Source organism: Salinicola sp. 4072 (assembly GCF_036663415.1).
In the GTDB taxonomy this organism is placed as follows: Bacteria; Pseudomonadota; Gammaproteobacteria; order Pseudomonadales; family Halomonadaceae; genus Salinicola; species Salinicola salarius_A.
Map to the genome: position 1 here is coordinate 180002 of NZ_JAXOVV010000003.1, position 24228 is coordinate 204229.

Below are 24228 nucleotides of genomic sequence, written 5' to 3' on the forward strand. Positions count from 1 at the left end.
GAACGCGGGAAACTGGCTACGCTGCGAGTATGATCGATTCCATGGGCCACTCTCGCAGACTTTTGACGCACCGACAGCGCTGCGCCTGTTGGCTCGTCTGCCTTTTGTTGGGCGGCATCCTGGCAATGACGGCGCTGGCCCAGTCGCCGGCCGCGAATCGGGCGCTGGTGCTTACCCTCGACGACAGCATCAACCCGGCGACGCGGGATTACGTCGAACGCGGCATTCGCCGCGCCGAGTCGATGGACGCCGAACTCCTGGTCGTCGAGCTCGACACGCCCGGCGGTCAGGTCGAGTCGATGCGCCGGTTGGCGCAGACGATCCTCGCCGCCAGGGTGCCGGTCGCGACCTACGTCACTCCGAGCGGGGCACGGGCAGCCAGCGCCGGCACCTATCTGCTCTATGCCAGCCCCATCGCGGCGATGACGCCGGGCACCCATCTCGGTTCGGCCACGCCGGTGACCCTGGGCGGAGAGACGCCCGAGGACGCCAACAGCCAGGCGATGCGCCAGAAGATGATCGAGGATGCCGTGGCCACGATTCGTGGCTACGCCGAGCGTCACGGCCGCAACGCCGACTGGGCCGAGCAGGCGGTACGCGAGGCGGCCAATCTCGGCGCGAAGGAGGCGCTGGAACGCGATGTCATCGACGTGGTGGCCGTGGATCTCGATGACCTGATGGCACAGCTGGACGGCCGGCAGGTCGAGCTGGAAGACGGGACTCGAACGCTTTCGACGGCGGATATCGAACTCGTCCGCGAAGCGCCGGACTGGCGCACGTCGCTGCTGTCGCTGATCGCCAACCCCACCGTGGCCTATGGCCTGCTGTTGATCGGCTTCTACGGGCTGGTGTTCGAACTCGCCAGCCCCGGCACGCTGGTTCCGGGCGTCATTGGCGGCATCAGCCTGATGCTGGGGCTGTTTGCCTTTCAGGTTCTGTCGATCGACCTGGCCGGCCTGGGACTGGTGCTGCTGGGGTTGGCCATGATCGTCGGCGAGGCCTTCCTGCCCAGCTTCGGCGCGCTCGGTGCCGGCGGTATCGCTGCGTTCGTGATCGGTTCCATCCTGCTGATGGACGAGGCCAACAGTGCCGTGGCGTGGCCGCTGATCGGCGGCACGGCGCTGGTAGCGGCCGGCTTCCTGCTGTGGGGCGTGATGCGCCTGATGGGGGTACGGCGACGCATGCCCTTGACCGGTCGCGAAGAGTTGATCGGTGCCGAGGCCGTGGCGCTGGGGGATTTTGTCGCCGGACGCGGCAAGGTGCTGCTGCACGGAGAGCGCTGGCAGGCGCGTGGCAAGGGGCCTATCCGGAAAGGCGACAAGCTGCGCGTCATGGCGCTGGACGGCTTGACCGTCAGCGTGGAACCCACGGGCGTCGAGCGCCCGTCGACGTAAGCCCGATCCTGAAGCCGGTCACGTCGTTGACCACATGGTCGACCGCGTGGTCGAACCGAAGAGACGACGGCCGGCTTTCCCATGGAGGAGACGAAATGATGTTCGCCTATCTGGTACCTGTGGTACTGCTGATCCTGCTGTTGCTGGCTTCGATCCGGATTCTGCCGGAGTACCGTCGCGGCGTGGTGTTTTTCCTGGGCCGATTCCAGGACGTCAAGGGACCCGGGCTGTTCTTCCTGATTCCGGTAGTGCAGAAAATGGAGGTCGTGGACCTGCGCGTCATCACCATGGACGTGCCGGAGCAGGACGTCATTTCCCAGGATAACGTCACCGTTCGCGTCAACGCGGTGCTGTACTTCCGCGTCGTCGACCCGCAGAAGGCGATCATCCAGGTCGAGAATTACGTCAATGCCACCAGCCAGCTGGCCCAGACCACGCTGCGTTCGGTACTGGGCAAGCACGATCTCGACGAGATGCTCTCCGAGCGGGACAAGCTCAATGATGACATCCAGGAGATCATCGACGCCCAGACGGAGGCGTGGGGCATCAAGGTGGCCAACGTCGAGATCAAGCACGTCGATCTCGACGAGAGCATGATTCGCGCCATCGCCCGCCAGGCCGAGGCCGAACGCGAACGCCGGGCCAAGGTGATCCACGCCGAGGGCGAGCAGCAGGCGGCCGAGAAACTGGTCGAGGCAGCCGATATCATGTCGCGCAACCCGGCGGCGCTGCAGCTGCGCTATCTGCAGACCATGAGCGACATGAGCAACAAGAACGCCTCGACCATCGTCTTCCCGCTGCCGATGGACATCATGGAGGCGTTCAAGACCATGGCGGGATTCAATACCCCGAAGCCCGACCCCAGGCCGCAGGAAGAGATCTGACCTCGGGTCACCGTGGTGGCTGGAGCGTGTATGCTTGAGATTCATTCCGCCGATAGAACAGGGAGTCCGCTTGGCCACGTCACAACCCCCTTCACCACACCAGCCATCCGCGCTCGCCATCTTCGATCTCGACGACACGCTGCTCGACGGCGACTGCACGCATCTGTGGCTCGAGTGGATCATCGATTGCGGCTGGGTCGAGGATGGCGAGGCGCTGCTGGCGCAGATGCGTGAGCACGACAGGCAGTACCACGCCGGTACGCTGAACATGACCGACCATCTGCGTTTCACGCTAGCGCCGCTGGTCGGCCGCCCCCGTCAGGTCGTGCGTGAACAGGTCGAGGCGTTCGTCGATGCCAGGGTGCGTCCGCGCCTGATGCAGGAAGGGGTGGAGCGGCTCCAGGCCCACAGCCGGGATGGACACGCCACGCTGGTGATCTCCGCCTCGATGCACCATCTGGTCGAGCCCATCGCGCATGCCGTCGGCGCCGATGGTGCGCTCGCCTCGCTGCCCGAGTTCGACGCCGACGATCGCTTCACCGGCGAGCCGACCGGCATCCAGACCTACCAGCGCGGCAAGCTCGAGGCGTTTGCCCAGTGGCTCGAGGCTCACGATACCGGCTTCGCCGCAGGCTGGGAGACCTGGGGCTACAGTGACTCCTTCAACGATCTGCCGCTGCTCGAATTCGTCGATCATCCGCATGCCACGCAGCCGGACGAGCGTCTGCAGGCAACCGCCGAGGCGCGGGGGTGGCCGATTCTGCGATGGCGCTAGGTTTCGTGCGACTCCAGGATTCCGTCCGGAAGCCGCCTGGGCCGGTCCCATTGTCGCGACGCAGGGTCATCGGGCTTGGGTGAGATAACCATTGGAATCAATCGTCCTGATTGAAATAACTCATGACGGGACACCGTTGCGTCGTTGGTAACTGGGGTATATTTTGTCAACCAAGGTTTAACTTGATAACCAGGGGATCATCACCTTGGCGTGTTGACCATCTCCAGAGGCAATCGTGTCCAACTCCTTGACCCAAGCCCGTGACGAACACTTGACGACGCCAGCGGCTGCCCGGCGTCGTTCGACGCTGTCGCGCTTTCTGCCGTTCTTCGGGCCGGCGATGATCGCGGCGGTGGCCTATATCGATCCGGGCAACTTCGCCACCAATATCGAAGCCGGCTCGCGCTATGGCTACTTGCTGCTGTGGGTCGTGCTGTGGGCCAATCTGATGGCGATGGTGATCCAGACGCTATCGGTGCGGCTGGGGCTGGCAACCGGCAAGAATCTGGCGGAGATGATTCGGGAGCGCTATCCGCGGCCGCTGGTCTGGTTCTACTGGGTCCAGGCCGAACTGGTGGCGATCGCAACGGATCTGGCCGAATTTCTCGGTGCCGCGCTGGCGTTCAATCTGCTGTTCGGCATGTCGATGCTCGAAGGGGCGCTGCTGACCGGGGCGATCACCTACGGGGCGCTCTACATGCAGCGCTTCGGCTTTCGCCTGCTCGAGATCATCATCGGCAGCATGCTGCTGGCGGTGGCCGCCGGATTCGTCATCCAGATCATCATGGGACGCCCCGAGGCCGCGCCGGCGCTCGAGGGCTTGCTGCTGCCCCAGTTCCCGGATGGCTATGCGGTATTTCTCGCCGCCGGCATCCTGGGTGCGACGGTGATGCCGCACGTCATCTATCTTCACTCGTCGCTGTCGCAGCGACGCGTCGCGACCCATACCGACGAGCAGCGTCGCCGCGCCATGCGCTACTACCGGTGGGACGTGATCATCGGCATGGGAATCGCCGGCGTCATCAACCTTTCGATGCTGGCGCTGGCCGCCTCGGTCTTCTTCGACAACGGGCGTACCGGCGTCGCCACGATCGAGCAGAGCTATCAACTGCTGGCGCCGCTGATGAACCAGGAGCTGGCGAGCACCCTGTTCGGCTTCACGCTGCTGATGGCCGGGCTGTCCTCGTCGATCGTCGGCACCCTGGCGGGGCAGGTGGTGATGCAGGGCTTCGTCGGCTTCACCATCCCGCTGTGGCTGCGGCGCCTGATGACCATGCTGCCGGCGATCGTGGTGATCATGCTGGGGTTCCCCGAGCAGCAGGTTCTCGTCGCCAGCCAGGTGGTGCTGAGCTTCGGGATTCCCTTCGCGCTGATCCCGCTGATCCACTTCACCGCCCAGCACCGGCTGATGGGCAATCTGACCAGTCGCCCCTGGGTCACGGGCCTGGGATGTCTCCTAGCGGCAGTCATCATCTTGCTGAATGGTTATGTGTTGGCCTTCGAGTTGCTGTAGGCTCTCTAGGACGCGCGCGGGCGAACTCCTGAAAGGCCCCCGTCGCCCATCATTTCTGCCCGTCGATGAGAACACCATGCCAGCAACGCCACGCCCACGTTATGCCCGCTTCGAGCGCACGCGTCTCGATCACCAGCAGGAGCTGGTGGAAGATTACGTGGAGGAAATCGCGCAGCTGCACCGCGACCACGGCGAGGCCAGGGCCAGCGATCTGGCCGAACGGTTCGGCGTCAGTGCCGCTGCGGTCTCCAAGGTGATCGCGAGGCTCAAGCGTGACGGTCTGGCCGAGGCGCGCCCGTATCGCGGCGTCTTTCTGACCGAGAAGGGCAGCGAACTGGCCGAGAAGGTCGAGGCGCGCCACCAGCTGGTGCTATCGACCCTGCTGGCGCTCGGTGTACCGCCCCATGTGGCCGAAGCCGATTCCGAAGGGATCGAGCACCACTGCAGCGACGCCACCGTCGAAGCGATGCAGCGCTTTCTGGAAGCGCATGATCGCTGATACGCCGATACCGTCAGGGGCCTGCCGATAGTCGTTCCCGGGAATGCCGTCTGGGAACCTTTCGACGTTGGTGGTAGACTCCTGCGCGCTCAGGATAGGCTGAATAAATCGGCGAGCAGGATGAAGCGCAAGGCGCACGGAGCGCAGGAACCGGAGCCTATGGGGTATAGGTGAGGATTCCGAGCACCGCGCAACGCAGCGATTCGCCTGCGTAGGCATTTATGCAGTGTTTCCCTAAAGTTTTAGATCATTCAACGACGCGCTCGACAGGTCGCTCCCATGCAAGACCGCATCGACAACACCATCGCTGGCATGACGCCACCCTAGCGTAACGCCCCCACCCCGGCGTGCCTCTTGCGCGCGCTTCGCTGTCTCCGATACCTCTGTATCGGCACGACGGCATGCTCTTGTTCGACCCATTCAAATCAAACTCTTGCCGCGACTGCGTGGCCGTCGTTCGACTGCACGCTGTATCGATCCCGCCGACGACCGGGTGATACAGGTGGCCATTCCGCTTTGGCTAAGGGCGGATCGGCGCGATCGGCAACGGTCTATCGCGGCCCATGACAGGGAACTGCCCATGTTAGAAACGATAAAACAACACTGGTTTTCCAACGTCCGTGCCGACGTGCTGGCCGGCACCGTCGTCGCGATGGCGCTGATCCCCGAGGCGATCGCCTTCTCGATCATCGCCGGCGTCGATCCCAAGATCGGCCTCTATGCGTCGTTCTCGATTGCCGTGATGATCGCTTTCACCGGCGGTCGGCCGGGGATGATCTCTGCCGCCACCGGCGCCACGGCGCTGTTGATGGTGACCCTGGTGCGCGATCACGGTCTGGAGTACCTGCTGGCGGCAACGCTGCTGACGGGGGTGATCCAGATCGTGTGCGGCTATCTCAGGCTGGGCGAGCTGATGCGCTTCGTGTCGCGCTCGGTGGTCACCGGCTTCGTCAACGCCCTGGCCATCCTGATCTTCATGGCGCAGCTGCCGGAACTGACCGGCGTGACCTGGCATGTCTACGCGATGACGGCGGCCGGGCTCGGCATCATCTATCTGTTTCCGTATCTGCCGGTCATCGGCAGGATGTTGCCGTCGCCGCTGGTGTGCATCGTGGTACTGACGATCGTCTACATGGTCAGCGGCATGGATATCCGTACCGTGGGTGACATGGGCGAGCTGCCGGACTCCCTGCCGGTGTTCCTGTGGCCGGACGTGCCGCTCAATCTCGACACGCTGATGATCATCCTGCCGTATTCGCTGGGCATCGCCGTCGTCGGCCTGCTCGAGTCGATGATGACCGCAACGATCGTCGATGAACTGACCGATACCTCGAGCGACAAGAACCGCGAGTGCAAGGGGCAGGGCGTCGCCAACATCTTCTCCGGTCTGCTCGGCGGCATGGCGGGCTGCGCGATGATCGGCCAGTCGGTGATCAACGTGAAATCCGGTGGACGCACGCGTCTTTCCACGCTGGTGGCCGGTGTCTTTCTGCTGATTCTGGTCGTCTTCCTGGGCGACTGGGTCTCGCAGATTCCGATGGCCGCCCTGGTCGCCGTCATGATCATGGTCTCGATCGGGACGTTCAGCTGGGAGTCGATCCGCAACCTGCGCCGCCACCCGATGTCGACGAACATCGTCATGATCGCCACCGTCGCCGTCGTCGTCACCACCCACAACCTGGCGATCGGCGTGCTGGTCGGCGTGCTGCTGGCGTCGCTGTTCTTCGCCAACAAGGTGGGACAGATTCTCTACATCGGGAGTCGCATGGACGACGATGGCAAGACGCGCAACTATGAGGTCGTGGGGCAGGTGTTCTTCGCGTCATCGACCCGTTTCACGGCCGGCTTCGATTTCAAGGAGGCGGTCGAGCGCGTCACGATCGACGTTTCCCGCGCCCACTTCTGGGATATCACGGCAGTCGAGGCGTTGGACAACGTGGTGATCAAGTTCCGCCGCGAAGGCGCCGAGGTCGAAGTGGTAGGCATGAATCAGGCCAGTGCCACTCTGGTCGATCGTTTCGGGGTGCATGGCAAGCCGGATGCAGTAGAGAAGCTCATGGGTCACTGACGCCCGATTATCGGGCCGGTCTGGCCCGCTTTCGATCATCAACCAAGAACGGCTGAAAGGAGAATCCCATGAGTGAACGTCAGGTTCTGGCCTGCATCGACGATTCGCGTCACGCTTTCGCGGTGTGCGCCGCGGCCTCCTGGGCCGCCGAACGGATCGGCGCACCGCTCGAGCTGATGCACGTGCTGAGCAAGGCGCCGTGTCTGGGCGCCACCGATGCCAGTGGACAGATCGGACTCGGGAGCCGAGAACATCTGCGCGAACAGCTGACCGATCTCGACGAGCAGCGTGCCAAGCTGGCCCAGCAGCATGGTCGCGAATTGCTGGAAGCCGCCCGCGGCCAGGCCGAGCGCCTGGCCCCGAATACCACGGTCTCCACTGCGCTGCGTCACGGCAATCTGATCGAATCCTTGGTCGAGCGCGAGCCTCAGACCCGCCTGGTCGTGCTGGGCAAGCGCGGCGAGTCAGAGGATGAGGCGCTCGAACATCTGGGCGGCAATCTGGAGCGGGTCGTACGCACGCTGCATACCCCGATCCTGGTGACGCCTCCGGAATTCCAGCCGCCCTCGAGACTGCTGCTGGCTTTCGACGGTGGCCGGACGACCCGCAAGGGCGTCGAGATGATCGCCGACAGCCCGCTGCTCAACGGCCTGATCTGTCACGTGATCATGGTCGGGGCCGGTACCGACGATCAGCGAGCCCAGCTCGAATGGGCGCTGAATCGGCTTCGCGAGGGTGAGGTCGATGCCCAGGGCACGATTCTGGCCGGCGACGTCGACGAGATGCTCGCCGAATACGCCGACCAGCATCAGATCGACCTGATGATCATGGGCGCCTATGGCCATTCGCGGATTCGCCACCTGCTGGTCGGCAGTACCACGACCGCCATGCTGCGCCACGCGCGGACGGCAACGCTCATTCTGCGCTGATACTGGTACTGCGCTGACTGGGCACCCACAGCCGACCGATCGCCAGGACGCTCGTCGTGGCGATCGGTCGTCAGTCGCTTCGGGTATCGGTGGCCCGGGTGTTGGATCGGGTGTCGGTAGACCGGGGCGTCAGCGGATGATAGGGAATCGATCAGGCGTCGTGGCGGGAGGGTGGCGCCGGCTGGTGTTGCAGGAAGCGCGACAGCCGCTCCGCCTGGCTCTCGCCGACCTGGCACAGCTGCCAGGCGATCTCGGCGTACTGCATGAGTGTCGGCAGCATCAGTTGCAGGCGATGCGCGTCATTCTCGTGGCGCTGCGCCTCGGCATCCAGCCATTCGAAGAGTTGCGCCAGGCGGGTGTAATTCACGTCGCCCCGGCCGCTGTTGCCGCGCAGAGCATCGACCGCCAGACAGCGCATGACGCTGCGCTTGTTGGGATCGAGGCCCTCCTTGTCCAGCAACGCTTCGGCATGCTGCACGAACTGGCTCATCAACTGGGACAGTTCGGCCGCTTCCAGCTGGCGGCGCACCGCATCCTGGCTTTCGATCAGCGCCTGCTGCTGGCGTGTCAGTCCTCTCGCCAGGATCACCAGTTGCACGCAGAGCCAGCCGGCCAGTACCAGCGTCAGTAGATACAGGCCCAACGGTGCCAGCGCATCGGCCGGCAGCGGCCAGCGGAGGTCGCTGGCGAGCACGCCGCCAGCGGCCAGTGCCAGCAGCACGATGATGATCAGAGCGATGGAAATGCCAGATTTCATGCGATGTCCATAAAAGAGGGGCGTCGTCTCCATGACGCTTTATCGGCGCTGGAGGGCTATCCTTGAGCATTGTCTAAAATGGATCTTCACGTTCGTCCCGTACAGGTATTTACCGCGCATGCGGCCAACCCGGATGTGGGGTGAACCCTCGGCATTGCACGAATGTCGATTCTCCGCATACTGAATGGCAGTCGGCTTCCTGCTGTCATCCCGGTGCGGTTATCCAGAGTGCGTCGTTTCGGGAATCGTGCCGTCGGTAGGATAGCCATTGTCATTGACAGAAGCGTGTCGGGATTTAGAAGAAGGAGAAGTCGTTCATGTCACTGGAATCCACGGTGCCTTCCGAGGTCCAACTGGGATGCGATGAGCTGTCCCGGCGTCTGGGCGAAGCCTGTCTGGCTCGGGGCGTTCGGGTGACGACGGCGGAATCCTGCACCGGCGGCGGCGTTGCCAGCGCCATCACCGCGATCGCCGGTAGCTCCGCTTATTTCGAGACCGGTTACGTGACCTATTCCAATGCCGCCAAGCAGCGCCTGCTGGGGGTGTCGAGCGTCACGCTGGAGACGCACGGCGCCGTCAGCGAGGCGACCGTGCGCGAGATGGTCGCTGGTGCCTGCCATGACAGCGGCGCGGAGCTGGGCGTCGCGGTTAGCGGCATTGCCGGTCCGGAGGGTGGCAGCCCCGACAAGCCGGTGGGCACGGTGTGGTTCGCCTGGGGCGATGAACGAAACCAGCACGCACGTTGCCTCCGCTTGCCCGGCGATCGTCAGGGTGTGCGTGAGCTGGCCGTGTCGGTGGCATTGGCGGGATTGATAGAATCGCTGTCGGAAAGTGACCGTGACACATGATCCGCATCGGCGACGACGCTGGCGTCGTGGCCGTATCAGAACTTGATCGAAAAACTTCGAACGGGGATAGGCGCGCGACGGTTTTTTCGCCATACTACTGTCTAATCATACAGTATGTGAGCCGAGCGCCGTGACTGGCGTTGCCCCGTCTCACCCTGCGCATTCATAGGAGACGTTCATGGCACAGGACGAAAACCGCAGCAAGGCACTCAATGCGGCTCTGTCACAGATCGATCGCCAATTCGGCAAGGGCACCGTGATGCGCCTGGGTGACACCCCGCGTACCGCGATTCCGGTAGTGTCGACGGGCTCTCTGGGGCTGGATATCGCACTGGGTGTCGGCGGCTTGCCTTACGGCCGTGTCGTCGAGATCTTCGGTCCGGAATCCTCGGGCAAGACGACGCTGACGCTATCGGTCATCGCCCAGGCGCAGAAGGACGGCAAGACCTGCGCCTTCATCGATGCCGAGCACGCGCTCGATCCCAGCTACGCCGAGAAGCTGGGCGTCAATCTCGACGATCTGCTGGTGTCGCAGCCCGACACGGGCGAGCAGGCGCTGGAAATCTGCGACATGCTGGTGCGCTCGGGTGGTGTCGACGTCATCATCATCGACTCCGTGGCGGCGTTGACGCCGCGTGCCGAGATCGAAGGGGAAATGGGCGATTCCCACGTCGGTCTGCAGGCGCGTCTGATGTCGCAGGCGCTGCGCAAGATCACCGGCAACATCAAGAACGCCAACTGCATGGTGGTGTTCATCAACCAGATCCGCATGAAGATCGGTGTCATGTTCGGCAGCCCGGAGACCACCACCGGTGGTAACGCGCTGAAGTTCTACTCCAGCGTGCGCCTCGATATTCGTCGTATCGGCTCGGTCAAGCAGGGCGACGAGGTCACCGGCAACGAGACCCGGGTCAAGGTGGTCAAGAACAAGGTGGCGCCACCGTTCCGGCAGTCCGAGTTCCAGATCCTGTACGGCAAGGGCATCTACCACGCCGGCGAGGTCATCGATCTCGGCGTTCAGTGCAATCTGGTGGACAAGGCAGGTGCCTGGTACAGCTACAAGGGCAGCAAGATCGGTCAGGGCAAGGCCAATGCCGCGCAGTATCTCGAGGAGCATCCCGAGACGATGACCGAGATCGAAGACCAGATCCGGGCCCAGCTGCTCGCCACGCCGACGACGCAGGAAAAGGCGCCCGAGGCTGCCGCTGCCGAAAGCGACGACGCCAACGATACGTTGCTGTAAGGCTTTCCGGGAGCTTTACCGATGTTCGGTAACGGCGGCGGCGAGCCTTCCGGCGGCGCCAGGTCCCGAGAGGCGTCTCCTCGGGACATGGCCATCCAGTTCCTGGCTCGGCGCGAGTACTCTCGCGCCGAGCTGGTGAGCCGGCTGAGCGCCAAAGGCGTCGACGGCGACGATATCCATCGCGTGCTGGATGATTTGGCCGATGAGGGTCTTCAGTCCGATGCGCGTTTTGCCGAAGTCTTCGTGCGCTCGCGCATCGCGCGGGGGCAGGGGCCTGTCAGGATTCGCGTCGACATGGGACAGCGCGGCATCGCCGAACCACTGATGGTGCTGGCTTTCGAGGCGGAGTCCGCCGATTGGCAGAGCCTGGCTTGCGAGGCACTGGCCAAGCGTTTCGACGGCCCCGGTGCAACGCCACGGGAACGCGCCAAGCGCGAGCGCTTCCTTGCCGGGCGCGGCTTCGAATTCGATCAGGTTCGCCACGCCATGAGGCATGCCTGGAACGACGGAGCGTGATCTTCGGCTACTGAAATTCGGCTCTCTCGATTCCTATTTATGGGTTCGCCACCGCTCCGTGCCGCTGGTTCAAAGCGGCACGATATTTCGAATTCTCCACGGCGTTTCTCCTCGCACCACCTTTCCTCCTCGCACCACCTTTTCCTCATACGATCTCCGTATGCTTCGTCTCCAGATTTCCCACCAAACCGGCGAACCGTCTCTGGTACGTCTGATATCGCTTTCCCTGGCGGAACGCATCTGGTTCTTCGAAGACAGGCAGCGAAGAGACCGAGCTGTCGAATCCCGCCGACAGTGGCGTCGCACTCGACAGACTATTGGCCCTCCACGTTATACTAATGCGCTTTGCGATGGCCGGAGAGGTGTTGATAGCGCCTTTCCGTTGCCGGATTTTGCGTCGCCACGTGGTCTGCTAGCCGCCGTGGACGCGCCTATCGCCACGGATTGTTTATGAAAAGTGCAGATATCAGACAGGCTTTCCTGAGATTCTTCGAGGAGCGCGGACACACCATCGTGCCTTCCGCCTCCCTGGTGCCGGAAAACGACCCGACGCTTCTCTTCACCAACGCCGGCATGGTGCCGTTCAAGGACGTGTTCCTCGGTCGAGATCCGCGTCCTTACGTGCGTGCCACGTCGGCACAGCGCTGCGTGCGCGCCGGCGGCAAGCACAACGACCTCGACAACGTCGGCTATACCGCCCGCCATCACACCTTCTTCGAGATGATGGGCAACTTCAGCTTCGGTGACTACTTCAAGGCCGACGCCATCCGTTATGCCTGGACTTTCATCACCGAGGTGCTGGGATTACCCCAGGACAAGCTCTGGGTCACCGTCCATATCAGCGACGATGAAGCGGCCAGGATCTGGGTCGAAGACATCGGTGTCGATCCGGCGCGCCTGTCGCGCCTGGACGAGGACAACTTCTGGCAGATGGGCGACACCGGCCCTTGCGGACCCTGCTCGGAAATCTTCTACGATCATGGCCCCGAAGTCTGGGGTGGCCCGCCGGGCAGCCCGGAAGAGGACGGCGATCGCTATATCGAAGTGTGGAACCTCGTTTTCATGCAGTTCGACCGCGACGCCTCCGGCAAGATGACGCCACTGCCCAAGCCGTCGATCGATACCGGCATGGGCCTGGAGCGCATGGCGGCGGTGATGCAGGGCGTGCACTCCAACTACGAAATCGATCTGTTCCAGAACCTGTTGAAGGCCGCTGCCGAGCTGACCGGCCACGGCGATATCAAGACGCCTTCGCTGCGCGTCATCGCCGACCATATCCGCTCCTGCGCCTTCCTGATCGTCGACGGCGTGCTGCCGTCCAACGAAGGGCGCGGCTACGTGCTGCGCCGCATCATCCGTCGCGCGGTGCGCCACGGTCACAAGCTGGGCGCCAGCGAGCCGTTCTTCCACAAGCTGGTGGCGGCGCTGGACGCCGAGATGGGCGAGGCCTACCCCGAACTCCATCAGGCTCGCGATCAGATCGAACGCGTGCTGCTGAAGGAAGAGCAGCAGTTCGCGCGTACCCTGGATCATGGCATGGGGCTGCTCGAAGAGGCGCTTTCCACGCTGGAGGGCGATGTCCTGGCGGGCGAGACGATCTTCAAGCTCTACGATACCTACGGCTTCCCCTACGACCTGACCGCGGACGTCTGCCGCGAGCGTGGTGTCACGCTCGACGAGGCCGGCTTCGAGCGCGAGCTGGAGGCGCAGCGTCAGCGCGCGCGGGCCGCCAGCCAGTTCGGCGGCGACTACGGCGCCGCGCTCGAGCTCGAGGGCAGCACCGAGTTTACCGGTTACGACCGTCTCGAAGATTTGTCGACGGTAACGGCGATCGTCGATGGAGAGGGCAATGCCCTCGACGCGCTCGAGGAAGGCCAGAAGGGCGTCGTGGTGCTGGATCGCACGCCGTTCTACGGCGAGTCCGGCGGCCAGGTGGGGGATACCGGCTACCTGAAGGCCGGTGGCGGCCGTTTCCAGGTCACCGATACCCGCAAGCAGGCCGGGCATCATCTCCACGAAGGCGTCATGGTCGAGGGCCGTCTGGCCGTGGGCGAGACGCTCACGCCCCAGGTGGACGCCACGCTGCGTCAGGCGACCATGCGCAACCATTCGGCCACTCACCTGCTTCACGAGGCGCTGCGTCTGACGCTCGGCGACCACGTGCAGCAGAAGGGCTCGCTGGTCAGCGCCGAGCGTCTGCGTTTCGATTTCAGCCATTTCGAACCGGTCACGCCGGAACAGCTGGCGCAGATCGAGCGTATCGTCAATGCTCAGGTGCTGGCCAACGCGCCGACGCAGACCGAATTGATGACGCTCGACGAGGCCAAGGCCAAGGGGGCCCGAGCGCTGTTCGAAGCCAAGTACTTGGATAGCGTGCGTGTGCTGACGATCGGCAGCGACGACTTCTCGATCGAACTCTGCGGCGGCACGCATGTGGCGCGCAGCGGCGATATCGGGCCTTTCCATATCGTCTCGGAGTCGGGTACGGCCGCTGGGGTGCGTCGCATCGAGGCGGTCACCGGCGAGGGCGCCCTGGCCTGGTTCGATGCCCAGTCGCGGGAGCTCAATGCCGTCGGCGAGCGGCTGAAAGCCAAGCCGGAGCAGGTCGTGGAACGCCTGGATGCCGTGCTCGAGCGTCAACGCTCGCTGGAAAAGGAGCTCGAGCGACTCAAGGCCAAGCTGGCGAGCGCGGCAGGCAACGACCTGCTGGCCGAAGCGCAGGACGTTGCCGGGGTTCGGGTACTGGCAACGCAGGTCGAGGGAATCTCGGGCAAGGAGCTGCGGAGCCTGCACGATCAGCTCAAGCAGAAGCTGGGCTCGGGAGTCCTGGTGCTGGCGACGGCTCAGGATGGCAAGGTCAGCCTGATTGCCGGCGTGACCGACGATCTGACCGCCAAGGTCAAGGCCGGCGAGCTGGTCAATCACGTCGCTGCGCAGGTGGGCGGCAAGGGCGGTGGACGCCCTGACATGGCGCAGGCCGGTGGTAGCGACCCGGCGCAATTGCCGGTAGCACTGGAAGGCGTACCGGCCTGGGTCGCGCAGAAACTGAGCTAGGGGCTGGGCTAAATGCATTCACGGTCGGCGCCAGCGCCGGCCGACAACGCTAGGGAGCGATAAGCAGACTCATGGCGCTATACGTACAAAAGTTTGGAGGCACATCGGTCGGCTCGGTCGAGCGGATCAAAGCGGTGGCCGAGAAGGTCAAGCGGGACCGCGATGCGGGACATCAGGTCGTGGTCGTGGTGTCGGCAATGAGCGGCGAGACCAACCGGCTCATCGAGCTGGCCAGCCAGATCAACGAGGATCCGACGCCTCGAGAGATGGACATGCTGGTCTCGACCGGGGAGCAGGTCACCATTTCGCTGCTGGCCATGGCCTTGCATCAGCTGGGCGTGCCGGCGACCTCCTATACCGGTGCTCAGGTAGGAATCCGTACCGACAGCGCGCACACCAAGGCGCGGATCCAGCGCATCGAGACCGATGAGATTCAGGACGATCTGAACGATGGTCAGGTCGTCGTCGTCGCGGGTTTCCAGGGCGTCGACGAGGAAGGCAACATCACCACGCTGGGGCGCGGCGGTTCGGACACGACCGGTGTCGCCCTGGCCGCGGCCCTGAATGCCGATGAGTGCCAGATCTACACTGACGTCGACGGCGTCTACACCACGGACCCCCGCGTCTGCTCCAAGGCTCAGCGCCTGGAGAAGATTACGGTCGAGGAGATGCTGGAGCTCGCCAGCCTGGGCTCCAAGGTGTTGCAGATCCGTGCCGTGGAGTTCGCCGGCAAATACAACGTACCGTTACGCGTGCTTTCGAGTTTCGAGGAAGGACCGGGCACGCTGATCGTGGCAGACGAGGAATTCGAATCGATGGAAGAACCGCTGATCTCCGGTATCGCCTTCACGGCGAACGAAGCCAAGCTGACCCTGCTCAATACCCCGGACGTGCCCGGCGTGGCCTCGCGCATCCTGGGGCCGATCGCCGACGCCAATATCGAAGTCGACATGATCGTGCAGAACGTGGCCCCGGCTGGCGACTACACCGATTTCACCTTCACCGTGGCCAAGGGCGACTACAAGCAGACCATGCGGATTCTGCAGAATGACGTCATCCCGGCGCTCGGCGGTGGAGAGCTGCGTGGCGACGAAAACATCGCCAAGGTCTCGCTGGTCGGTGTCGGCATGCGTTCTCACGCCGGCGTGGCGTCCAGGATGTTCCGGGTGCTCTCCGAAGAGAATATCAACATCCGCATGGTGTCGACATCCGAGATCAAGATATCCGTGGTGATCGACGAGAAGGCGATGGAACTTGCCGTACGTGCGTTGCACACCGCTTTTGGCCTCGACAAAGACAGTATTCAGAGCGAATAGCTGAATAACACCTTCAACAATGTCTCAGGCGTTCTACGCTAAGGGTGAGTTGGAAGGAAGTGAAAGGAACATGCGTTCTTTCAACGTTGCCGCGGGTTTGCATGGAACGGCGTCATTGGCCTGAAGGTCCGTATGACGCATAATCGCTTCTCGGGTGGCAGGCTTGCCTCGCGGAAGCCCGAGAACGTGACCCGAGAATGGAAGAAGGCCCTGAGAAGGAGATCAGATAATGCTCATCCTGACCCGTCGCGTGGGAGAGACTCTCATGATCGGCGACGACATTACCGTCACGGTTCTGGGAGTGAAAGGGAATCAGGTGCGTATTGGCGTGAATGCGCCCAAGGATGTGGCCGTCCACCGTGAAGAGATCTATCAGCGCATTCAGCGCGAGAAATCCGAAGACGAAGACGGCGATCCTGGCGCGTGAGTGCTGGATAGGCGCTTTGGTACCGTCTGGGCTGGTGAAGTCGTCCCCTTTATCGGCTCGGGCTACCCCTGAAGACCTTCTTCGTCCGCAGGCATCAGCCTTCTATCCTGGCTTTCTGGTAACTTCTTCATCCTCTAAGGTTTTTTTCGAAAAAAGTTTGTCTGTTGGCTGGACAACACTCATCGGAATCGGTAATCTACGCGCCGTGCTGATCGGGGAGAGGTGGCCGAGTGGCTGAAGGCGCTCCCCTGCTAAGGGAGTATAGGGTTTATAGCCCTATCGAGGGTTCGAATCCCTCCCTCTCCGCCATTTCCGGGAAATCGGAAACCGCGATCAACACAGTGTGAAGAAAGACAGTGTGAAAGAAGTTAGTGATCAAGCGCCCGTAGCTCAGCTGGATAGAGTACCTGACTACGAATCAGGTGGTCGGAGGTTCGAATCCTCCCGGGCGCGCCACTCACTAAAGTCGGGTAAACCGGCATCGCTGCTTCACAAGATTTCAAGCGCCCGTAGCTCAGCTGGATAGAGTACCTGACTACGAATCAGGTGGTCGGAGGTTCGAATCCTCCCGGGCGCGCCATATAGACGAAAACCCCCGCACTCATGTTCTTATACAGGGCGCGGGGGTTTTTGTTTGTCGGGTATCTGATCGGCGATATCTGGCCGATCGCAGCCGAGCGCCGATAGGACATCGACGCGCCGGCCACGCATGACGGTTTGTCCGGCCAGAGCCGGTGAGGATGCTTGCTAGGCGAACGCTGCCGAGGAGTCGTGGGTCGATGTCGGTGCCGGCTCGGAGGCGTTCAGACCCGCGAGGAAGGCGTCCAGCGCTGTCTCCCGGCGCAATGCCATGAAGCGCGACGCCGCCTCTGCATCTCGGCCACGCATGATGTTCAGCCACTGTTTCAACAGCGACACGATCACCTTCTCCGACATCCCCGCGCTTCGTTTTGCCTCGGCATAGCGGTTCAGCACGGCGCTACGTGCCGACCACGGTGTAGTGGGTAGGCGCTCGCCGTCCGAGATCTGCCAATGACGAATGCGTCGTGCCAACCAGGGGTCTGCCAGCATGCCGCGACCCAGCATCACATCGTCGCAACCCGAGAGTGAACGCGCCTTCCAGTAGTCCTCCAGCGACCAGATATCGCCATTGGCCACCACCGGCACGCTCACGGCGGTCCGGATCCGAGCGATCCATTCCCAGTGGGCTGGCGGACGATAGCCCTCGCGTCGCGTTCGCGCATGCACGACCAGTTCCTCGGCGCCGCCGGCTTCGGCCGCTTGCGCACAGGCCAGGGCCAGCTGCTTGTCATCGAAGCCGAGGCGCAGCTTGGCGTTGACCGATACGCCGAACCGTTTCCCGACGTCCGAGACCGCCGCGACGGCAGCGTAGACGCGCGCTGGCGTACGCAGCAGCGACGCACCGCCGTCGTGGCGATTAACGGTCTTGGCCGGGCAGCCGAAGTTGAGATCGAGCCGCGTCGTTCCCTGCGCGATCGCCTGTTCGGCGTTGGCCGCCAGTGCCTGCGGATCGGAGCCGAGCAACTGCAACGTGACGGGCGTGGCCGAGGGCGTGATCGGCCCGGACGAACCTGCCGTCGCCAGCTCGGGGCAATGGCGCAGAAACACCCGTGGCGGCAGCTTCGCGTCGACGACTCGCACGAATTCGGTGACACACCAGTCCAGCGCGCCGTCCTCGCTCAACAGCGCACGGGTGTCGGCATCGATGACACCTTCCATCGGTGCCAGGCCGATACGGCCTGTGGCCGAGGCGGCTCGGGAAAACGGCGTTTCGCTATGGAAATTGAACCTGTCGCCACGAAAAGCGGACGTATCTGGATAGGGGAAAGGCTGTGCCATGCGACCTCCGATGATCGGTCGCCATGTTAGGGCCTATTGCCATTTCATGCACGGCCGTGCTGAACCGGCATCAGGCCCTGGCACATCTCTCGCTGAGCGCCACTGAAAAGATGGTCAGTGAGCGGTATGCCAGAAGCATGCCGCTCACTCTCGTCAGGCGCGGGCGGCAGCCCGTTGCTGGAGGATGCGCCGGACGGTAAACGCGACCGACAGTACCGCGAGCACCAGCAGGCCCGCCGAGATCGGGCGGGTGAAGAACAGCGTCCAGTCCTCGTCGGCCATCAGCGCTCGGCGCAGATTGGTCTCGGCGATCGGCCCGAGGATGACGCCGAGTACCAGCGGGGCCAGCGGGTAATCGAGCTTGGCCAGCAGATAACCCACCAGGCCGACGCCGATCAGCAGGTAGAGGTCGGTAATACGGTTGTTCAGCGCCAGCGCGCCCACCGCACAGCAGACCAGCACCACCGGCACGATGATCGACTTGGGAATCTCGGTGATTCGCAGGAACCAGCGCATGCTGATCAGGCAAAAGACCAGCACCATGCCGGCGGCCAGGAACATCGCCAGGAACATGCCATAGACCAAATCGGCGTTATCCATGATCAGCCTGGGGCCTACGCTGACGCCTTGTACCATCAGCGCTGCCATTAGCACGGCGTCGACCGCGCTACCGGGAATGCCCAGCGCGATCATCGGGATCAGCCCGCCGCCGGCGGTGGCGGAATTGCCCGACTCGGAGGCGACCACGCCATCGGCGATACCGGTACCGAAGCGTTCCGGGGTCTTCGAGGCACGCTTGGCCTGATCGTAGGCGATCAGGTTGGCGATGCTGCCACCGGCGCCGGGGACGGCACCGATGACCACGCCCAGCAGCGACGAACGCAAGAGATTTACAGGGCGGCTCAGAACCTCGCGCATGACGGCGAAAGGCCGAAACTGCATGCTTCCGCTCACCAGCGCCTTGCCTTGCTGGAGCTCCGACGGATTCTCCACCTCGCTGGCCAGCTGGCTCACCGCAAAGATGCCGATCAGTACCACCAGGAACGGAAAGCCGGCCGCCAGCACGTCGATGCCGAAGGTAAAGCGTGGCACGCCCATCATCGGATCCTGGCCCACGGTCGCGATGAACAGCCCCAGCAGGCTCATCATCAAGCCCTTGAGAACCGACTTGCCGACCAGGCTGGCGACGACGGTGACAGCGAACAGGATGAGCGAGAAATACTCCCAGGGGCCGAGTTTGACGGCGATCATCGCCAGCGGTGGCGCGGCGACGATCAGCACCACGGCACTCACCAGCGCGCCGAAGAACGAAGCCCAGATACCCAGCGCCAGCGCGCGGCCCGGTTCGCCCTTGCGCGCCATCGGGTAGGCATCGAACGTCGTCGCCACCGCAGAAGGCGTGCCCGGAATGCCCAGCAGGGCGGCACTGATCAACCCGCCCGAGCCCCCGCCGACATACACGGCGAGCATGGTCGCCACGCCCTGAAGCGGCGACATGGTAAAGGTCACCGGTAGCGTCAGCACGATCGCCATGGTGATCGTGAAACCGGGAATGGCGGCGGCCACGACACCTGCCATGACGCCAATCATCATGCTGACGAGGGTCGCCAGCGAAAACAGTTGTTCGACGCTGCTGAGCAGCGCATCGGTCATCAGCATGGAAAGTTCTCTTGTCCCGTTGGTCTTGTTCGAGTCGGACGACCGGTCTCGGGCTACCCGCTCCGCGCTACCACAGGCGTCCCGCGGGTAGCGAAATCAGGAACACGTGGCTGAACAGCATGTAGAGACCCAGGCCGAAGATCACGGCGACGAGTGCAGCGATCAGCAGTCGGCGTCCGCGACGAGCGCCCAGGATGAACTGCACGGCGAGCAGGAACAGCAGTGACGCCAGGGCGAATCCGATCCATGGCATGAGCAGCGCGTAGACGGCAAACGCCGCCAGCGTGGCAAAGGCCAGGCGTCGCTGCAGGAACCACTGTCTTGCACCGGCGCTCGCGGATCGGTCAGTGACGCGCAATGCCGCCATCGACTGCACCACGATCGCCAGATTGAAGATCACCAGCGCCCCGAGAATCAGCCTCGGGAACGAGCCGGCACCCAGCGGTTCCCACATCGACGACGGCAGGTCGCCGGCCTGCACGAACAGCCCGACGAACAGCGCGGCCAGGACGGCATTGAAAATGACGTTGGCGACCGCCTTGCCGTGCTCGCTGCTGGTCTCCCGCGCGGGGCGGGAGACCATCTCGGCATCCTTGCTCATCGTGCCAGCTTGCCGGAGAGGCGCTTGACCGTGGCATCGACCTCGGCGAGGTAGTCCGCATAGGCCTGCGGCCCCATGAACTCGACCTCTGCGCCGGCCTTGTTCACGCGCTCGACGAACTTCGGATCCTGGGACATGGCTTCGAAGCCCTGGGCCAGGGTCTCTACCTTGGCCGGATCGATCTCCTTGGGCGCGACGATACCGCGATTGATGCTCAGGTTGAGGTTGTCGTAGCCGAGCTCCTTGAAGGTCGGTACGTCGGGGGTCTGCTTGAGACGTTCCTTGCTGCCGATGGCGAGAAACCGTAGGTCGCCGTTCTTGACGAACTCCAGGCTCGACGAGATATCGCCGATCGAGGCGTCGATATGGCCGCCGACCAGCGCGCGAATGCGAGCGCCGGTTCCTTCGAAGCCGACGTATCGGAACTGTGCATCGATGGCGTCTTCGATCATCGCCGCATGCACGTGGGGAATGCCGCCGAGCGTTGCGCCGACGCGAATGTCACCGGGATTCTCCTTGGCATATTCGGCGAAATCCTCGAAGGTCTCCCAGTCGCTGTCGGCATTGACCACCAGATACTGGGGCGAGGAGGCCAGCGAGGCGATCGGCTGGAAGTCGTCCCAGTTGAGCTGAGTCAGGCCGGTGGCGTTGGCGGCCATCAGCCCCTCGTGGACCTGGCCGACGGTGTAGCCGTCGGGATCCTTCTGCGCCAGCTCCTTGAGGCCGATGGTACCGCTGACGCCGGGCATGTTGATCACCGGCATCGGCTGGCCGATGTGCTCGTCGGCGGCGTTGGAGATGATGCGCATCAGGGCATCGCTGCCACCGCCGGGTGACCAGGGCACGATGAACTCGATGGCCTTGTCGGGATAGTCTTCGGCTTGTGCGAGCTGGCTGGTCGCCAGACCGGTCGCACCGAGCCCCAGTGTCAGGGAAGCGATCGCGCCGCCGGAGGCGAGCATTCGGCCCAGTTTACCCTGGGCGGCGTTACGGAGTACGTCGTAGAACATGAGTTGTCCTTGTTTGGCTTGTAGGTTTTGACGTCGTATCGACTTTTTTCGGTCCGTTGACTTTCTTCGCTTCTTGCGTTGCTGCCTTTCGAGGGCGCGTGCGCTCGCGCTTTGGCACCTACCCGAGCAGTAGCCCTCCATAGATCAGTCCCAGAAGAACGGCCCACACCGGATGGAGCTTGAGACGCCAGAGCATCACCACGGCGATCGCACCGATGATGGTCGTGTGAATCCAGCCGGAATCAGTGACGCTTTCGTTGAGGAACGACCAGGTGAGATAGCCCATCAGCACCATGATCACCGGCCGGACCCACTGGCTCATCGACTTGACCTTGATCGAATCCCGGTAGCGATACAGGGTTCCCAGCGCTACCAGCATCAGGATCAGTGAAGGGGCGACGGTGGCGAACGTGGCCACCAGTCCGCCGCCGATGCCGGCCACGTCATAGCCGATATAGCCGGCCATCTTGGTGGCGATGGGGCTGGGCAGGGTATTGCCCAGCGCCAGCGTCTCGGCGAATTGCTGGGAGGTCATCCAGCCATAGCGGCCGACGACTTCATTCTCGACCAGCGGAATGATCGCCGGCCCGCCGCCATAGCCGATGATGTTGGGAATGAAGAAGGCGAGGAACAGATCCCAGTAGATCATGACTTCGCCTCCCCGCTGCGCTTGCGCCACCGTTCCGGTCGCAGCAGTGCGGCAATGAGGATCGCGCCAATCACCAGACCTGGATGAATACCGAGCCCGTATATCAGACCGCCGGCGACCGCCCCCATGATCAGGGTCGCGATCCAGCCGAGCACGATGCGTGACTTCTGGAAGAAGTCCCAGGTGAGCTGGGCCATCATCACCATCACCACCGGAATGACGCCTTCGCTCATGCCCTGGATCCAGCGCTGGTCGCGGAAACGGGTGAACAGCCCCAGCAGTACCACCATCGCCACGATGCACGGCACGATGACCGCCAGGACGGCATTGAGACAGCCGACCACGCCGCCAACCCGATAACCGATGGTGCCGGCCATCTTGGTGGCGATGGGGCCGGGCAGGGTGTTGCCGATGGCCAGCACGTCGCCGAACTCCTCATCGTTCATCCACTGATAGCGAGTGACCGCCTCGGCGCGAACCAGCGGAATCATCGACGGCCCGCCGCCGAATCCGAGCAGGCCGATGCGCAGGAACGCCACGAACAGATGACGCTGGGTTGTCAAAGACGAAGACATGGATCAGAACACCGCGATGCTGGAGTCGGTGCGCGGCTCGGTGCCGCCGCAGTAAACGCCGCTCTGAGGTTCTCGCAGGATGATCTGACCACGACCATAGGCGGTGCTGTCCACGGCCATGGTCATCTGGTGACCACGTGCCGCCATCTCGCGGATCACGTGAAGCGGATAGCCGGGTTCGATGCCGATCTTGCGTCCGCCCATCCACTGCCAGCGTGGCGCATCCAGCGCCGCCTGCGGGTTGAGATCGAAGTCGATCAGATTCATGACGACCTGCATGTGGCCCTGGGGCTGCATGAAGCCGCCCATGACGCCGAACGGGCCGAGCGCGGTGCCGCCCCGGGTCAGAAAGCCGGGGATGATGGTATGGAAAGTGCGCTTGCCAGGCGCCAGCACGTTGACATGATCCGCCTCGAGGCTGAAACCGTGACCCCGGTTCTGCAGCGAGATACCGGTTTCGGGCACTACGACGCCGGAGCCGAAGCCGTGATAGTTGCTCTGGATATAGGAGACCATGTTGCCGTCGCTGTCGGCGGTCGCCAGATAGACCGTGCCGCCGGCCTGTGGCTGGCCGGGTTCGGGGTCGATGGCATTCTCGCCGATCAGGCGGCGGCGGGTGTCGGCATACTCGTCGCTGAGCAGCGAAGCGACGCTCGTGCGCATGTACTCGGCCTGGGTGATGTGATGGTGGCCATCGGTGTAGGCCAGCTTCATCGCTTCCAGCTGACGATGCAGCAGTTGCGGGTCGTCGCGGACCGTGACATCGAACCCTTCCATCATGCGCAGCGCCATCAATGCGACCATGCCCTGACCGTTGGGCGGAATTTCCCAGACGTCGTAGCCCCGGTAGTTGACCGAGATCGGCTCGACCCATTCGGGGCGATAATCCGCCAGATCGTCGGCGCGAAGGTAGCCGCCCGTCGCCTGCGAGAACGCGTCGATCTTCTGCGCCAGTTCGCCGCGGTAGAAGCTTTCGCAGCGGCTCTCGGCCAGGGCTTCGAGCGTTCTGGCCTGAGCTTCGTTGCGATGGAGTTCGCCAGGGCGAGGCGCGTGCCCTTCGGGCGCGAAGGCCTCGAGCCACGTCGCAATGGCGGGATCGCTTGCCTTGGCACGGAATTCGACCTCGGCGCGTTGCCATAGCTGGCTGATCACCGGCGAAACCGGGGAACCTTCCCGGGCGATGCGGATCGCCGGCGCCAGCAGGGTGGCGAAGTCCAGCTTGCCGTACTGCTTCGACAGCTCGGCCCAGGCGGCAGGAATGCCGGGGACGGTGACCGGCGTCCAGCCGTGCAGCGGCATCTCGTCGTGGCCGGCGGCCTTGACGGCTTCCGGCGTCAGCCGCTTCGGCGCATGGCCGCTGGCGTTGAGACCGTGGAGCTTGCCTTTCCCGTCGTTGCCTTCGGCAATCCAGACCAGGGCGAAGGCATCACCGCCGATTCCATTGCCGGTGGGTTCGACCACAGTCAGCACCGCCGCCGTCGCGATGGCGGCGTCGATGGCGTTGCCACCCAGGGCCAGCATGTCTCGCCCGGCCTGGCTGGCCTGTGGCTGCGAAGCCGCGACCATGCCGCGATCGGCATAGGTGGCGCTACGGCGAGAGGGGTAGGGATTGTTGTGATCGAAAGCGAGGGACATGGCGTTTCTCGATTAT

General features: G+C 63.5%; 21 protein-coding genes and 3 tRNA genes. 16 read left to right on the top strand and 8 right to left on the bottom strand.

Features of this window, described 5'->3' with window-relative positions:
• Positions 1-125: 125 nt before the first annotated feature.
• The 7 genes from R3F72_RS04355 to R3F72_RS04385 all read left to right on the top strand — a co-directional run bounded on the left by R3F72_RS04355 (position 126) and on the right by R3F72_RS04385 (position 8062).
• Positions 126-1394, top strand: a complete 1269-nt coding sequence (locus R3F72_RS04355; RefSeq protein WP_332778995.1) for an NfeD family protein — start codon at positions 126-128, stop codon at positions 1392-1394.
• Positions 1395-1489: 95 nt separating this feature from the next.
• Entirely contained in the window at positions 1490-2278 is a 789-nt protein-coding gene (locus R3F72_RS04360) for a slipin family protein (protein WP_087718176.1), read from the top strand.
• Between the two features lie 70 nt (positions 2279-2348).
• Complete coding sequence (locus tag R3F72_RS04365; protein ID WP_179208829.1) at positions 2349-3053, top strand: HAD family hydrolase; 705 nt, start codon at positions 2349-2351, stop codon at positions 3051-3053.
• A gap of 235 nt (positions 3054-3288) precedes the next feature.
• Positions 3289-4566 carry an Nramp family divalent metal transporter gene (locus tag R3F72_RS04370; RefSeq protein ID WP_256961080.1) on the top strand — a complete coding sequence of 426 codons (1278 nt, stop codon included), beginning with the start codon at positions 3289-3291 and terminating at the stop codon, positions 4564-4566.
• 76 nt (positions 4567-4642) lie between these two features.
• Positions 4643-5065, top strand: a complete 423-nt coding sequence (gene mntR, locus R3F72_RS04375) for a manganese-binding transcriptional regulator MntR (RefSeq protein ID WP_087718174.1) — start codon at positions 4643-4645, stop codon at positions 5063-5065.
• Positions 5066-5645: 580 nt separating this feature from the next.
• Positions 5646-7133, top strand: coding sequence for a SulP family inorganic anion transporter (locus tag R3F72_RS04380; RefSeq protein WP_332778996.1), 1488 nt, complete (start codon positions 5646-5648; stop codon positions 7131-7133).
• Between the two features lie 68 nt (positions 7134-7201).
• Positions 7202-8062, top strand: a complete 861-nt coding sequence (locus tag R3F72_RS04385; RefSeq protein ID WP_332778997.1) for a universal stress protein — start codon at positions 7202-7204, stop codon at positions 8060-8062.
• Positions 8063-8213: 151 nt separating this feature from the next.
• Here the strand turns inward: R3F72_RS04385 and R3F72_RS04390 are convergent, their stop codons facing one another.
• Complete coding sequence (locus R3F72_RS04390) at positions 8214-8819, bottom strand: hypothetical protein (RefSeq protein ID WP_332778998.1); 606 nt, start codon at positions 8817-8819, stop codon at positions 8214-8216.
• A gap of 317 nt (positions 8820-9136) precedes the next feature.
• On the opposite strand from R3F72_RS04390, the gene R3F72_RS04395 reads away from it, so the two are divergent.
• The 9 genes from R3F72_RS04395 (at position 9137) to R3F72_RS04435 (ending at position 16803) form a co-directional block, all read left to right on the top strand.
• Complete coding sequence (locus R3F72_RS04395; protein ID WP_332778999.1) at positions 9137-9667, top strand: CinA family protein; 531 nt, start codon at positions 9137-9139, stop codon at positions 9665-9667.
• A gap of 178 nt (positions 9668-9845) precedes the next feature.
• On the top strand, positions 9846-10910 hold the full coding sequence (gene recA / locus R3F72_RS04400) for a recombinase RecA (protein WP_087718169.1): 1065 nt from the start codon (positions 9846-9848) through the stop codon (positions 10908-10910).
• 21 nt (positions 10911-10931) lie between these two features.
• Positions 10932-11426 carry a regulatory protein RecX gene (locus R3F72_RS04405; RefSeq protein ID WP_087718168.1) on the top strand — a complete coding sequence of 165 codons (495 nt, stop codon included), beginning with the start codon at positions 10932-10934 and terminating at the stop codon, positions 11424-11426.
• A 450-nt stretch (positions 11427-11876) separates the two neighbouring features.
• Complete coding sequence (alaS, locus tag R3F72_RS04410; protein ID WP_303855585.1) at positions 11877-14480, top strand: alanine--tRNA ligase; 2604 nt, start codon at positions 11877-11879, stop codon at positions 14478-14480.
• A 71-nt stretch (positions 14481-14551) separates the two neighbouring features.
• Positions 14552-15796: an aspartate kinase gene (locus R3F72_RS04415; protein WP_071230654.1), complete on the top strand. Its 1245-nt coding sequence runs from the start codon at positions 14552-14554 to the stop codon at positions 15794-15796.
• A gap of 229 nt (positions 15797-16025) precedes the next feature.
• A complete protein-coding gene (gene csrA, locus R3F72_RS04420; protein WP_075570877.1) occupies positions 16026-16223 on the top strand; it encodes a carbon storage regulator CsrA in 198 nt (65 codons plus the stop codon).
• A 216-nt stretch (positions 16224-16439) separates the two neighbouring features.
• Positions 16440-16532, top strand: a tRNA-Ser gene (locus tag R3F72_RS04425).
• A 70-nt stretch (positions 16533-16602) separates the two neighbouring features.
• Positions 16603-16679: transfer RNA gene (locus R3F72_RS04430), tRNA-Arg, on the top strand.
• A 47-nt stretch (positions 16680-16726) separates the two neighbouring features.
• A tRNA-Arg gene (locus R3F72_RS04435) sits at positions 16727-16803 on the top strand.
• A gap of 167 nt (positions 16804-16970) precedes the next feature.
• Here the strand turns inward: R3F72_RS04435 and R3F72_RS04440 are convergent.
• The 7 genes from R3F72_RS04440 to R3F72_RS04470 form a co-directional block, all read right to left on the bottom strand.
• Complete coding sequence (locus R3F72_RS04440; RefSeq protein ID WP_332779010.1) at positions 16971-17963, bottom strand: tRNA dihydrouridine synthase; 993 nt, start codon at positions 17961-17963, stop codon at positions 16971-16973.
• A 273-nt stretch (positions 17964-18236) separates the two neighbouring features.
• Positions 18237-19742 (bottom strand): tripartite tricarboxylate transporter permease, encoded by a 1506-nt coding sequence (locus R3F72_RS04445; RefSeq protein ID WP_332779000.1) that lies wholly within the window; start codon positions 19740-19742, stop codon positions 18237-18239.
• A 67-nt stretch (positions 19743-19809) separates the two neighbouring features.
• Entirely contained in the window at positions 19810-20343 is a 534-nt protein-coding gene (locus R3F72_RS04450; protein WP_087718165.1) for a tripartite tricarboxylate transporter TctB family protein, read from the bottom strand.
• On the bottom strand, positions 20340-21353 hold the full coding sequence (locus R3F72_RS04455) for a Bug family tripartite tricarboxylate transporter substrate binding protein (RefSeq protein WP_218776951.1): 1014 nt from the start codon (positions 21351-21353) through the stop codon (positions 20340-20342). The genes R3F72_RS04450 and R3F72_RS04455 overlap by 4 nt, the downstream gene beginning before the upstream one ends.
• Positions 21354-21471: 118 nt before the next feature.
• Positions 21472-22002 (bottom strand): chromate transporter, encoded by a 531-nt coding sequence (locus R3F72_RS04460; RefSeq protein WP_087718164.1) that lies wholly within the window; start codon positions 22000-22002, stop codon positions 21472-21474.
• Positions 21999-22577, bottom strand: a complete 579-nt coding sequence (locus R3F72_RS04465; protein ID WP_087718163.1) for a chromate transporter — start codon at positions 22575-22577, stop codon at positions 21999-22001. Before R3F72_RS04465 ends, R3F72_RS04460 begins: the two co-directional genes overlap by 4 nt.
• Positions 22578-22580: 3 nt before the next feature.
• Entirely contained in the window at positions 22581-24212 is a 1632-nt protein-coding gene (locus R3F72_RS04470) for a gamma-glutamyltransferase family protein (protein WP_332779001.1), read from the bottom strand.
• Positions 24213-24228: the final 16 nt, after the last annotated feature.